We start from the raw sequence: 14,056 nt of genomic DNA, 5'->3' as shown, positions 1-14,056 counted from the left end.
CCTAATATTTAATAAATTTTAAGAATTTTTAGTTTTCAACAAAATTTTTCAAAGCTTTGTTTAGGATTTCGTCCCAACCGTTTTGGAAATTTTCTTTCTTAAAATCAGCGCCTAGATGATCAAAGTTTTCTAAACCTTTGTGTGTAAGAGTAACCAGCGTTCCGTTGCTTTCTGGTTGAAGTTCCCATTTCACTAACGTTTTATCATGGGTATAATCAGGATATGTCCAAGAATGTTTTAATTTTTTCTGAGGAATAATCTCTACGATTTCGCAGTGATGGTGTAATTTTTTATCTTCTCCTTCAAAGAAATTAAAAGCGGTATGCTCTTTTAATTCGAAGTCTGGTATATTAAAATACCATTCTTTCATCTGTTCTCTATTCGTAATCGCATCCCAAACTTTTTCTATTGGTGCGTTTACTTTTACGCTGATTTTAACATTATCGTGCATAGCGTTATCATTTTTAAGATTGAACAATTATTTATACTCGAATTTACAAAAAATATCTTGATTAATGTTGCTGAAATTTATCAGCCTTCTCTCAGAATTTAAACTCCAAATTGATCTAAATGATGATTGAGATGTTTCGCAAACATATTATTCCAACCTTGAGCCGTCATTTTCCCAAAATTGATGTTTTCTTTTCCTTCGAAAGCTTCTCTACCCAATTGTTGCACACGCTGAATATTGCCAATTAATTTGGCTTTTTCTTCTTCAAAATTTCTCTCATCTGCAATGATAAAAACCGGACTTGTTGGCAAACTAGGTTTATAAGGAATTTCGTTGGTAATTTTCGGTTTTACAAATTTCGAAAGTAAAAATTTAGCAATAAAACTAGGCTTTGGAAATTTTTCTGGCGCGAAAGTCAAGTCATAGGCTACATTTAAATGTGCTAAAACTTGGTCTACACTCATTTTCCCCCATTTTCTTGGGGTTTCTGGTGTTAAATTATTGATTCTATTGATGTACTCTTGCGCATCTTGTGCATCAAAAACGTTTTGCATGGATTTTATTTTTAAAGAATCTCAAAGTTAATTGAAATTTCTAAAACGCCTACCAAAAGAATCTTAAAAATATGATAAAATTTAGAAAATAAAAACCGTTTTGGACCTTAAATATCACTTCTGATACGGCTTAAAGTCTCCTGAGAAATCCCCAAATAAGTAGCAATCATTCCTAATGGAGCTCTGAGAATGATATTAGGATTTTCTTCTAAAAGTTGAATATATTTTTCTTTTGCTGTCATGTATTGCAAAGAAAAAATTCTGTGAGACATCTCTATCATTAAGTTTCCTAGAATATATCTGCTGAAATTTGCCGCAGTAAGCGAAACCGAACATAATTCCTCTAATTTATTGAAATTACAAGTGGTAATTACAGATTTTTCTAAAGTTTCTATGTTATTTCGAGTAGGTTGGTTCTTAAAGAGGGTATCAATATTAGCGGTAATCTTGCCTTCAGAATAAAAATTGGTGGTGATATCTTTTCCATTTTCGTAATAAAACATTCTTAGCAAACCTTCATCTACAAAGAAAACAGTATGATTGTATTGATTCTGCTTGCTCAATATTTCACCTTTTTCAAAGACTTTCGTTTCACATTCTTCATTTAAAAAACGCTCTATTTCTGCATCTACCTTAATGTGCTTATTAAGTTCTTGAATTAATTTCATGAAAACCAAATTTCTGGCAAAATTACACAAAAAAGGCGTTTCAGTAAACTGAAACGCCTTCGAATAAACATTAATAAAAAAACTATATGGATTAAACGAACCTCTGGTCGTCATAATCTTCAGAGAGATGATATTCTTTGAACAACATTTTGATTTTGATTTTCAAAGCTATCCAACCTAAAAGGAAATAAACCCAACCTAAAATAAATAAGTGCCAGAAATATTTTTTGGTTAAAAAATCTGAACCTTTTTCTACAACCATAATTTTCAAAGCTTCTAAATATGGTGTTAAAGGAATAATTTTAGTGAAATAAGTAATGAAATCTGGCATCGCATAATTTGGCCAAGTAAATCCACTGATGATAAACGCAGGAGAAGCAATTACCATTAAAATCTGAGTCGCTTTGAGCGCATCTGGAACCATAATACTTACCAAAACGCCTAAATTGGTTGCTGCTACTACAAAAATTGCTGTTATCAAAAAGAAATTCATAGCGTTTTCTGGAGCTGGAATTTTAAAATACAAGCTACACAAGTAAAAGAATAAAATATTTAAATTGGAAAAAATCCAAACGGGTAAACATTTAATCGCCATTACCAAAATCGCATATTTATGTTTCCCTGCAAAATCTTTTATAAAAGAATCTCTTTTAAATTCCTCGGAAAACGTAACTGCCATCGCCAAAAGAATAACTTGCTGTAAAACCACCGCCATCATTGCTGGCCACATAAAAATTAAGTAATTACTCGTGGTGTTAAAAAGCGTAATATAATTGGCTTTATAAGGTTCTATATTGGCTTTTGCTTGGTCTGCATTCATTCCTTTTTTCTGCAAAGCTTTCATTTCTGCACCTGCTGAAAAAGTTCCTAAGGTTAATTGAATCGCTTTTGAAGCAAAATTAGCGGTCAACACATTCGAAGTATTGAGATACACGTTAATTTCTGGATATTTCTTTTGCAACATATTGGCTTCGAAACGCTCAGGAATAATCACTACTGCTCCTGCTTCTGTTTTGATGACCTCATCTTTCAAAATCGCTGGTTCTTCTACATAATTCAGTACTTTCAGCGTTTGATTATCATCTAACATGTCTACAATTTGATTAGACAAAGGAGTTTGGTCATGATTAATTACAATCACAGGAATATCTGTCACTTTTCCCTTTTCATAGGTAAAACCTAACAAAAGCGCGTAGAATATGGGAGCCATAAAAAATACAGAAAGCATGGTTTTGTTCGTGAAGAACAAATGAAACTCTCTTTTTAAAAGGTATCTTAACTGTTTCATTTTTTCTAAATTTTAATTTTTTTAACCTCAAAAGAGACAAAAGCTTTTCCGTTTTAAAGTTTTCCAAAAGAAAAAAAAAGACTTTTTTTACTTTTGAATTGCTTATTTTCAAACATTTCTTTTGGAGCTTTTGCGGTTTTTAGTTAAGATTATTTTAAAGTTACGCTAGAATTCACCAATAGATTATTCACTTTTGCTCTATCTGTAGGTATTACTTTAATTTCGTAAACCGCATCTTCTGGTTGATAATCTGGGAAAGCAGTGGTAATATCTGCGTATTTTGTCAATTGCTTGATAGAAACTATTTTCCCTGAAAACTCTTGATTTCCGTAAGTAGATTTCATATTCACGGTCATTCCTTTTTGATATTTAGAAATTTTACTTTCTGGAATGGTAAAACGGAAATAAGTCGAATTCGGAATATAGCCATTAAACAGAGCATAACCAGCAGTTGCCAATTCGCCAACATTTAGAGAAATGGTTTCAATTTCCATATCATTGGTTGCGATAATATATCTTTCAGAATAGGCAACATTGGCTTCCTGAAGAACGCCTCTCGCTTGATTTTCTTGACCTATTGCCATTTCTATTTTTTCTAATCTTGTACCAATTTCTACATCGTGTAATTCTGCATTCACTGCATCATATTGCGCTTTTGCGCCTTGTAATTTTGCGAAAGCCTCATCGTAATTTTGTGGAGAAAGCAAACTGTCTTTGTACATATTTTGCGCTCTTTTAAAAGATTTTTGAGCATATTCATATTGTTCTGCTAAACCTTTTTGTTTGGCTTTTAACTGACGAAGTTGGTCTGCAGTTGCGCCGTTTTTTGCCATTTGTGCTTGTGCAGTTGCTGCTGCAGTTGCTCCTTTTGCTTGAGCAATTTTCGCTGAAACTTCGGGAACGTCTAACATTGCGAGGGTATCTCCTGCTTTTACGGTTTGTCCTTCTTCTACATAAATTTTTAAAATCCTACCGGTAACTTTTGGCGCGAAAGAAACAACTTCTTTTTTAGTTTTTCCTTCGGTTAATTGTTGTGGAGTTTCGTTTTTACAAGCTCCTAGAGAAAGTAAGGTTACTAAAAATAAAGATTTTACAATATAGTTTTTCATTGGATTAAAATATTTAATTAATTAATGTTTATCGTTTTATAGTTTTTCTAAGTTTAAATTTTGAGTAGATTTCATGAGTTCTACCGCTGCTCTTCTTTGATTGAAAACAGCAGTTTGATATTCTAATTCTGCGTTTTCTAAATCGTTTTCTGCCTCTATCAATTGAGTAGACTTAATCAAACCATATCTGAATTCTTTTTCGGCTTGTGTCATTGCATTTTTAGCAATTTGTTTCGCCTTCGCTTTTAATTCTACTTGCGCATTTGCAATGTTATAATTGGTTTGATTATTGGCTAAATTGAGTTGTAATTTTCTTTCGGCATCAGATTTTTTACTTTCTAAAATCTCTCTTTCAATTTTTGCTTTTTCTACTTCATGTTTTCCTTCATTTCCATCAAAAACATCCCATTTAAAACCAATTCCTGCTTGAAAAATCGGCAATAAATTAAGATTGGTCAAGTCATAATCTAACTTTGCACCAGTTCCCGGCATTAATTCTTTAGATGAAGAAAGATTGGTATTATAAAATCCCATGTATGAAAGTGAAGTCATGGCTTGAACTTTCGGAATCCACCAGGTTTTTTCTGCTTTTATTTTGGCATCAATGGCTTTAATCCCAAAATCCAAAGCTTTTAATTCTGCTCTATTTTCGATGGTTTCATTGGTAAGCAAATAATCTATTTTTTCCAAATCAGGATGGATGAGAGCAATTCTCTCTTTGTCAATTCCTGTTAAAAGATGTAATTGCGTAATCAGCAACTCTTTTTTGCCTTCGTATTCTACCATTTTAGAATCCAAAGTAGCTTGTGCCAATTCTATTTTTTTGTAATCATAAGGAGTGATTAAGCCATAACCTAAAGCTTTTTCTGCTGTTTTTTTATTGGCATCGAGACGTTTTTTGCTTTCATCTAAAACTTTTTTAGATTCTATTACAAGTGCAAATTGATCATAAGCTTTAGAAATTTGAGTAATGACTTCGTCTTGATTTTTGACTTGTAAAGCTTGAGTGGCATTATTTTTCTCGGTCAAAGCCTGTTTCAGATATTTTACTTTTCCGCCAGAATAAAGAAGCGCTTTTGCTTCAACTTTTGCGGCTGCATCAAAACCAGACAAAGTAAAATTATTATCAAAAGTTCCTTCTGGAAAAACCGCACCCGGAAAAATAGGTTTAATCGCAGGAATGGCAATTTCGGGAGAAATAAATCTCGCTGTTGCATTTAGATAACCTCCTTTTCCAGAAATTTCAACGGTGGGAAGAAAAATGTCTTTTAATTTTTGTTGGTCTAATCCATTTGCTTTAGACTCTAAGTTTTGTTGTTCTATGGCAGCATCTTTGGTCATCGCTGCGTCTACCAATTCCTTGAATGAAGGAGCAGTTTGCGCAGAGAAGGACAAAGGAAAGCCCATCATTGCAGTAAAAATTAATGTTTTATAGTTTTTCATTTTTAATGTTTGTTTACAGATGCAAAGTTGCGACGATTGAAAAAATATTCCTTTGACATTTGTCAAAAAATAAAATCGCCCACAAAAAATTTGTGGGCGATTTCATTTTCAATTATTCTGAAATAGAAACTTTCGTTCCTTGTGTATGAGCGTTCATTTGTGGCGCATAATAATTCTGCATCGTTGTAATTCCGTTGCTGAACGTTCCCGCTGCATTACAAATATAATCATACTCGAAAACGTATTTTCCTTTCGGCATATACTCGATGTAGAAATTGGTAGAAGCATCTTTGGTGACTTGATAATAGCCCAAATTATTTTTCCATTGATAGCCAGAAAGTACGTCAACTGGTTCAAAACCTGCCGCTCTCATATCTTTCAGATGAATAAATTCCATATTTCTATCGGTGTTCAGAATCATTCTTACCGTTACTTTATCCCCGATTTTAAGAGGAGCATTTTCTGTAATTTTCTGCAATTCTTCACCATTTACGGTTTTCACTTTTTTGTACAATTCTTTGGTAATAGAAATATAACTTTCCGAAGATTTGATTTTATCTAAATCCTCATAATATTGCCAGAATAAACCACCTTGAACAATTCCAGCTCCTGGTTTTGTAATGGTTACGCTTGCTAAATTTTTATCTATTTTATCTGAATTTACCGCTGATTTCACATAACCCGTTGCTTTTGAATCAGGATTTACCAAATCTTTTCCTCCCCAAATTATGGTGGTTTTATCAGATTCAGCGGACGTCCAAGATTTTCCTGAATTTAAAATGGTATAAATCACTTCTGCTGTACTTCTAGAAGTATCCCAATTAGAAACTTCTTTCTGGGTAATCAGCCAAATTTTCATTTCTTCTACAAAATTTTGGTCGGTAGTCAATTTATTGAAAGCTTCCAAAGCACCAGCGTGATTTACGGTTTTTGAGGAATACCAACCCCAATCGTTGAGATTTTGTTTCCAATAAACACCTTGCGTTTCGCTTTGTACAGAAGTTTCTTTCAGATAAGTCATCAATTTTTTAGAAATATCTTTTAAATTGTAAGCATCGAAAAGCAACGCTGCTCTATGTAAACCAAAGAAAGTGAAGTCGGTTATTTTAGCTGTTTTCGCTTTTGAAATGACTAAATCTTTCATTTTCTTGCCATCACCTTTCAATGGATATTCTTTTTCCCAATAATGACGAGTATCCAAATAATCTAACACATAATTGCTCCAAACATTGCTTCGACTACGCTCAGCAACCGCTTTTACATCGAAATATCTGCTCACTTCATTGTCCACATATTTCACCAATTGAGAAACCATTTCTTTTTGCTCAGAAGACTGATAATCTGCCAGATTTCCTTTCAACCATTCATTAATTCTGCCTAAATTTTTCAAAATATACAGCGAATTGTAGTAGGAACTTGGGTAACCAGCGTACCACGAAAAACCGCCATCAGGATTTTGCAATTTTTTTAGCTCACTCCAATCCTCATTGATGGAATTGCGCATCATATTGACATCAAATAAACGAGAAAGTTTCGCCATTTGTTCGGTTTCGTTTTTAGCATCTAAAACCCAAGGTGTTTCTTCCAACAACAACTGTTTCAATTCTTGGTTTTTCTCGAGATTTGAATTCAATAAACCTTTAGATTGATATTCATCAAAAACAGTTTTCAGTTTCGGATTGGCTTTGAAAATTTCAGACGCCAAAACATCAGCAAACCATTTATTGAAAACCACATCCGCAGAAAGACTGTTATCATTCTTAAGACTTGGCAACGCAAAAATCACTTCCCAAATTGGATTGGTCGTCAATTCTAAAGTATTGGAAACATTAGTTGCTGTTTTAGACGAATTATTTTTCAGATTTTCTAAAACAAAGGTCTTGGTTTGACCTTCTTTCACAAAAACCGGAACTGCATCAGTCACCAACATTCTATTTGGCAAAACTGCTATTGCTTTTTGTTCGCCATCAGAAAATTCGCCTGCTTTTGCTACATTTTTGATAATTATTGAAGAAACTCCATTCGGAACTTTTATATTCCATTGAACGCTTGTGCTTCCATTAGCATTGAGTGTAAATGATTGTTCTACATTGTAACCCGCTGCTGCATTTAACTGGTTAATTCCAAATTTTTCAGTAATATCTTCATTGGTGAAAGCGTCTAATATTTGCAATTTCGCAAAACCGTTGAGTTGTTGAGTCGTTAAATTGCTCAATTTAGATTTGAAAACCAATTCATCACCTTTTCTCAAAAATCTAGGATAATTCGGTGTTACTGAAAATTCTTTTTGTGTAACCACCGTTTTTTCTAAAGTTGCGGCTTGTGCATTTTTGGTATGTGCTAGAAACATCAATTTCCATTGTGTAAGCGCTTCTGGAGATGTAAATTCAAACGATACATTTCCGTTTTTATCCGTCATTAAATTTGGATAGAAAAATGCGGTTTCGTTCAGATTCTGACGAACTTTTATATTTTCAAAATCATTTTTAACAACTTTTTTACCATACCCTACCACAACAACTTGGTCAATTTCCTTAGATTGTGCAGAATCTGTTACAGCTTCTGCCTTCATTGAAGCCATTCCTCTAATTTTTATTTCTTTATTTGCACCAGGAACCGCTGAAGAAACCTGAAGTCCAGGAGTTCTTCCTTGCAATTTATCGGTTATTATTGAACCATCAAACCAATCAAAATCCGGTCTATTCACACCGAAATTATCAAAATATTTTAGTCTTTTGCTGTAATATTTTTGGTCTAAACTTTCATTGATGCCGTATTGAGAAATCCAGTAAGGTTTGCTGTAAAGACTTTGCCAAGAATAAGTATTTACCGCAAATTGGTCTAAAGATTTATCATACATATTCGCTAGAACTTCGGCAGTAATCTGGTCGGTGAGCGAAGTCGAACTGCCAGAAATTTTCACACTCCATTTTTCTTTGGAATTCGGTTGTAATTTATCTCTAAACGTTACCAATTCTATTTTCAAAGGCTTTTTATCCGAAGAAATTTTCACATCTTGCGAAACAGTTTGCACATCATTGAAAGCAATCATTTGAAACTGAACATTCAGATTTTCAATGCTAATATCTTTCGGAAGTGGAACTTCATAAACTAAAATTCCGTTTTTAATCGGTAATTGCTCAAACTGCGTTTTTCCATCACCGTTTTGCACATACACATTCAATAAAGCATTTGGAATGGCTGAATAAATATAGAATTTAGCCTTTTCAGTTCTGTTGTATTCAGATTTTACAGGAATTACTTTTAAGAACGGTTTTTGATTTTCAGAAAGTTTAGCTTTATCAAAAACTTCAAAAATTTTCTCCGTTTTGATGGTATCTTTTCCTTCGATATTAAAGAGTTCGAGTTTGTATTTTCCAGTCGGAAGTTTCCCTATTTCAAAGTCAGTTGCAGTTCCTTGCTGATTAATTAGTTCAAAATTATCACTTGTCATTCTAATAATTTTAGAATCTGGAGTTTTTTCAAAAATTACTTTTTCTACTCTATTTTCTTTCTCCGATTTTTCAAAATAATCATGAGGGAATTTCTGTACAAAGACTTCTTTGCTAAAGAAAGGCGCATTCTGAATTTCACTCTCAAAATTGGTTCTAAAAACTCTTTCTTGAGGTGATAATTTTGATAATTTTGCGGTGTAACTTTTCTTTAAAATCTGGTCGTTGTAATTTTTGGTTTCAACTTTAAATTTTATATTTTCATCCGTAAAATAATCTGTCACACTGAGCGGAGTCGAAGTGTTTGCTTCTGAGAGTGAAATATAATGCGAAACCGAAGCCACTTTTAGATTGGTTTGGTCAGATTGTGTTTCTCCGTTAATATCTGTAACCGAAGCATTGATTTGATAATTATCAATCTGAATTCCTTCTAAAGTTTCATCTTTTTTAAGGTCTATTTTTATAATGAATTCACCTTTTTCATTGGTTTTTACTTCGCCAAGAATTGAGTTTTCATTGTCATTTCCACGAGGATACCACCAGAAATATCTCCAACGAATATTCTGTTTTTTGATTTCATAATTTACGGTAGCATTACTGAGCGGAACTCCCGAAAACATCATCGCTTTTCCTTGCAACTCAATGGTTTGCCCGTACTGGTATTCTTGTTTTACCGGTTCAAAACTCACTTCAAATTTCGGACGTTTGTATTCCTCCACTCTGAAACTTTTATATCCATCAATTACGTAATCCGACACATTATCGTCGTCATTATCTACTTCTATAGAAAATTGTCCGTTCAGTTTTCCTTGTGGAAGCGTAAAACTTCCGTTCACAGAACCAAATTCATTGGTCGTCAATGTTTGAGTAGAAATTTCTTCGCCATTTGTATCTTTCAAAGTGATATTTAATTTCACTTTTGGTGTTACTTTTTCTTTGTTGGTTTCACTACTGAAAGCGGTTCCAATTACTTTAAAATAAACATTTTGTCCTGGTCTGTAAATCGATCTGTCTAAGAAAATTTGCGCTTGTTCTACTTCATTTCTAGTATTAAAAGAGGTATCATACTGATTCCCGTAAACTTGCAAAAGATTCACATCATTGGTAGAAGGTTGTCGCACCAAAACATAGCGATAATAGCGTTTTTTATCATTTTCTGGAATTTTGAAACCAGCTTTAGCATCTGTAACTCCCGCAGATTTTTCTATATTTTGTTGAGCAACATATTCATAAAACTCTAAGCTTTCTTTTGGCAAAATTTTCCCATTATTTCTGAACACCAATTGCAACTCATTTTCGAAAATTTGTTGGTCTGATTTATTCTTAAAAATAATTCTAGAAATGGTGGCAATAAAGTAAAAATGATCTTGAACATTGCCATCTACCAAATATTCTCCCACGTAAATTCCCGAAGGAAGTGCCGCAATTTCCAGCGAAGTTTTATGAGAAGTGTAATCTTTGAAATTTTTCAAAGGAAAAGTTTCTTTTTTTACCAAAGTTTTCTTGAGTTGAGAAAAATAATCTTTATTCCAAGAATTATAAATATACTTCAAAAAGCCTTGATAATCAGATTTCACTTCATAAATATTGAGCGAAAACTGTGAAGTATTTTTGTATTCTGCAACCAAATGAATCGGTTGATTCGGCAAAGTGGACGTTTCAAATTTTATATTGACAAAAGGCTGTTTGATTTGATTTTCTTGATTTTTGATGTTTTCTAAAAATTTAGATTTTGGATAGGCTTTTTTCACTTTTTCAATCCAAGAAAGCGCTTCATCAAATTTTTGTTCTCCTTGAAGACTGGAAATGATTTCTTGAGCAATTAAAACCTTATAATCGCCTTCTGTTGCTGAATTATAAAGAGAAATTAATTGTTCTTGTTTGTTTTTACAGTTGGTAAAAGCACAATCGTCATTCAGTTTTTGATGTTTGAAGTACAATTGTGCGTTTCCTGAATTTTTAGCAATCAACGCATCATAAATTCCTAAAATTTTATGCTGATTTTCTTTCAGTTCATTTTTAGTAAAATAATGATTATTTTGAAGATAATCAACATATTGCATTGATTTATAATCAAAAAAACTAGGGAAATAAGAAATATCTTCTACTCCATCAAAAATCTCTACATATTTTGAAATCGTTATTTTTTGTAAAGCTGCATCTTGTTTTGAAATTTCAGAAAAATGTTGTGCAAAATAATTTTTAAAATCTAATTTGCTCCATGTTTCGATTTGAGAAAAATCTTGCTTTTCGCCAGTATTTACATTCGTTCTTTGGTTAATTTTCCATTGATTTTCATCGTAATAATCTTGAAAAAAGTCTCCCAACAATACTTGAAAAACCAATTTTTGTTCGCCTTTTAATTTTTGGTCAAAAGATTGTAATTTTTTGAAAAATTGAGAAGCGGTATCATTTTGAGTATCATCTTCGGTAAGGTCTATCACGCTTAATTCCGCTTTCAAAGATTTAATCAATTGAATAGCATTGTCTTCCGAAATCGCACGTTTCTGAATGTCTAAAATGAGCGGAAGATTAGATTTATAAGTTCCTTTCTTATAATTTTCAGAAATTTTCTTCCATTGTTGGTCATAGTATTTTTGAGCTTTCATAGGAGTAATATTCCAAATAAGGAATAGTAAAATGAAGATTTGGGTTAGTTTTTTCATAATCAAAAAAGATTTTTATTGCATTAGAATAAAATGTCACGAAAAATCAAAAAATAGATTCTTCATTTCGCTTTGCTTCATTCAGAATGACAAAGTGTTTTTATATTTGCTTAATGAACGTTATAAATTTACTAAAAAATATTCTACTAAAATCGCAGATTTATGTTTCTCTGTGCGCAACGCTTTTAGGCGTTTTCATCTTGCAAGAGCAAGAATCTTACCAAAACACTTTAGCATTCATACTTTTCCTTACGTTTTGGAATGGATATTTTTTCACCGTTTATCACAAAAGAAAATTTGCTAAAATTTGGAATATTTTAGGATTTGTTCTTATCAGTTCAATTCTTTTGAAATATTTTGACTTGAATTTTTACTTGAAATGGCTGATTGTTTTAATTCTTGGTTTTATTTACAATGCAGATTTTCTAAACATTAATCTTCGACAATTTTCTTTGGTCAAAACTTTTTATGTGGGATTTATTTGGGCGCTGAGTTTAGTCTGGTTTCCTCTGAAAGAGATGAATTGGGCGTGGTTTTTTATTATTTTCTTCTATACTTCTGCCATTACTTTCCCATTCGAAATTAGAGATTTAAAAAGAGATGATTTTACGACTTTACCTATGAAAATCGGCATTCAAAACACCAAATATTTGAGTTATATTTTTTTATGTTTGAGTTCAGTTCTGGCGATATATTTTATGAAATTTGAATTTGCAATTTCGCTGTTCTTAACCTTTACCTTTGCCTTTATCTTAATTTATTTTTCTCATCAAAAACGTGAAGATTGGTATTATTCTTTTTTAATGGAAAGTTTAAGCCTAATGCCGTTTTTAATTCTCGTTTTATTGAAGTAATTTTGCTACATGATCATCAAAAATCTGAAAATATTCAATTTCAAAAATCACAGTGAAAAATCATTCGATTTTTCGCCAGAAATCAATTGTTTCGTGGGAAATAACGGCGCTGGAAAAACCAATATTCTAGATGCACTTCATTATCTTTCGATGGCAAAAAGTTTTTTGGGAAATCTTGATGCTCAAAACATTTTACACGAAAGTGATTTTTTTGCGATAGAAGCAGAAATTCAAGGAGAAGAAAAAAATGACATCATCAAAGTGCAATTGCCAAAAGAAGGTAAAAAAATCATTAAAAAAAATGATAAAACCTACGAAAGAATTGCAGACCACATTGGATTTTTGCCAAGTGTAATGATTTCTCCCTATGATGCAAATCTCATTTCTGATGGCAGCGAAAGCAGAAGAAAGTTTCTAGATGCCATGATTTCTCAGACCGATTCTGATTATCTTTTTGCGCTGATTCAGTACCAAAAAACGCTTCAACAAAGAAATGCATTGCTCAAATATTTTGCTAAAAACAGAACTTTCGACCTCGATTCTCTAGAAATATACAACGAACCCTTGACCAAATTTGGAACTCAAATTTTTGAAAAAAGACAACGATTTGTTGCATCAATCCTTCCTACAATTCAACATTTTTATGAGATTATTTCAAAAGGAAACGAAAAAGTTACCGTGATTTATGAAAGTAATCTGAATGAACAAAATTTTGAAGAAATCTTAAGCGAAAACCTCGAAAAAGACAGAGTTCTCACTTACACTTCACGAGGAATTCATAAGGATGATTTGCGCTTCGAAATGAACGGAAATTTGATTAAAAAATTCGGAAGTCAAGGTCAACAAAAATCCTTCCTCATCGCTCTGAAATTGGCTCAAATCAAAAGAATAAAAGACATCACGAATAAAAATCCTATTCTTCTTTTGGATGATATTTTTGATAAGTTAGATGACAATAGAGTTTCTCAGATGATAGAATTGGTGAACCAGCAGAATTTCGGACAGATTTTCATTACAGACACACACAGAGAACGAACAGAATCTGTGGTGAAAAGGATTAATGAGGAAAGTAAGATTTTTCAAATCTGATTCGTGTTTCGAGTTACGAGTTACGAGATGTAAAATGTGTATTGAATTTCAACATAATAAAAAACTAAATTACCATGAGTTATAGAGATTTAGACATTTATAAGATAAGTTTCGAGTTATTTATTAAAACACATAAAACTTCATTTTTACTTCCAAAACATTAATTGTATGAATTAGGAAGTCAATTAAGACGTTCCGCAGATTCTGTAATAACCAATATTGTAGAAGGTTATGGGAGGAGTGTTTATAAAAAAGAATATGAAAGATTTTTAGTTTTCACACATTCAAGTTGTGACGAAACCATTAATCATCTAGAAAAAATTATTTTGCTTTATCCTGAAATTAATTCGGAATTTAAAATACTAAGAGATGAATATGACTTACTTGGTGGAAAAATAAATAATTATTTGAAGTGGGTAAAACTCAATTGGAATAAAGGAAAAGAAGAGAATTAAACCACTAACTTTAAACCAAGAATCTCG

10 protein-coding genes are annotated in these 14,056 nt (G+C 32.3%); 3 read left to right on the top strand and 7 right to left on the bottom strand.

The genetic code is table 11. The features are described 5' to 3' along the window. Positions 1-28: 28 nt before the first annotated feature. The 7 genes from C3729_RS01195 to C3729_RS01165 all read right to left on the bottom strand — a co-directional run bounded on the left by C3729_RS01195 (position 29) and on the right by C3729_RS01165 (position 11,631). The gene (locus C3729_RS01195; RefSeq protein WP_104792784.1) at positions 29-451 is read right to left on the bottom strand and encodes an SRPBCC domain-containing protein; all 423 of its coding nucleotides are present in this window, start codon (positions 449-451) and stop codon (positions 29-31) included. A gap of 98 nt (positions 452-549) precedes the next feature. Then, on the bottom strand, positions 550-1,005 hold the full coding sequence (locus C3729_RS01190) for a DUF1569 domain-containing protein (RefSeq protein WP_104792464.1): 456 nt from the start codon (positions 1,003-1,005) through the stop codon (positions 550-552). A 107-nt stretch (positions 1,006-1,112) separates the two neighbouring features. Continuing rightward, positions 1,113-1,673: a Crp/Fnr family transcriptional regulator gene (locus tag C3729_RS01185; protein WP_165785696.1), complete on the bottom strand. Its 561-nt coding sequence runs from the start codon at positions 1,671-1,673 to the stop codon at positions 1,113-1,115. Between the two features lie 91 nt (positions 1,674-1,764). Beyond that, positions 1,765-2,961, bottom strand: a complete 1,197-nt coding sequence (locus C3729_RS01180; protein ID WP_104792462.1) for an ABC transporter permease — start codon at positions 2,959-2,961, stop codon at positions 1,765-1,767. A gap of 149 nt (positions 2,962-3,110) precedes the next feature. Then, the gene (locus tag C3729_RS01175; protein ID WP_104792461.1) at positions 3,111-4,070 is read right to left on the bottom strand and encodes an HlyD family secretion protein; all 960 of its coding nucleotides are present in this window, start codon (positions 4,068-4,070) and stop codon (positions 3,111-3,113) included. Positions 4,071-4,106: 36 nt separating this feature from the next. Then, complete coding sequence (locus C3729_RS01170; RefSeq protein WP_104792460.1) at positions 4,107-5,513, bottom strand: TolC family protein; 1,407 nt, start codon at positions 5,511-5,513, stop codon at positions 4,107-4,109. A gap of 112 nt (positions 5,514-5,625) precedes the next feature. Then, the gene (locus C3729_RS01165) at positions 5,626-11,631 is read right to left on the bottom strand and encodes an alpha-2-macroglobulin family protein (protein WP_104792459.1); all 6,006 of its coding nucleotides are present in this window, start codon (positions 11,629-11,631) and stop codon (positions 5,626-5,628) included. 113 nt (positions 11,632-11,744) lie between these two features. On the opposite strand from C3729_RS01165, the gene C3729_RS01160 reads away from it, so the two are divergent. The 3 genes from C3729_RS01160 to C3729_RS01150 all read left to right on the top strand — a co-directional run bounded on the left by C3729_RS01160 (position 11,745) and on the right by C3729_RS01150 (position 14,029). Next, a complete protein-coding gene (locus tag C3729_RS01160) occupies positions 11,745-12,485 on the top strand; it encodes a hypothetical protein (RefSeq protein WP_104792458.1) in 741 nt (246 codons plus the stop codon). Between the two features lie 9 nt (positions 12,486-12,494). Then, entirely contained in the window at positions 12,495-13,574 is a 1,080-nt protein-coding gene (recF, locus tag C3729_RS01155; protein ID WP_104792457.1) for a DNA replication/repair protein RecF, read from the top strand. Positions 13,575-13,738: 164 nt separating this feature from the next. Continuing rightward, positions 13,739-14,029, top strand: coding sequence for a four helix bundle protein (locus C3729_RS01150; RefSeq protein ID WP_260204292.1), 291 nt, complete (start codon positions 13,739-13,741; stop codon positions 14,027-14,029). The last annotated feature ends 27 nt before the right edge of the window (positions 14,030-14,056 follow it).

Source organism: Cloacibacterium normanense, assembly GCF_002943105.1.
Taxonomy (GTDB): domain Bacteria; phylum Bacteroidota; class Bacteroidia; order Flavobacteriales; family Weeksellaceae; genus Cloacibacterium.
The sequence above is the reverse complement of the archived record's forward strand: the minus strand, read 5'-3'. Positions and strand labels throughout refer to the sequence as shown.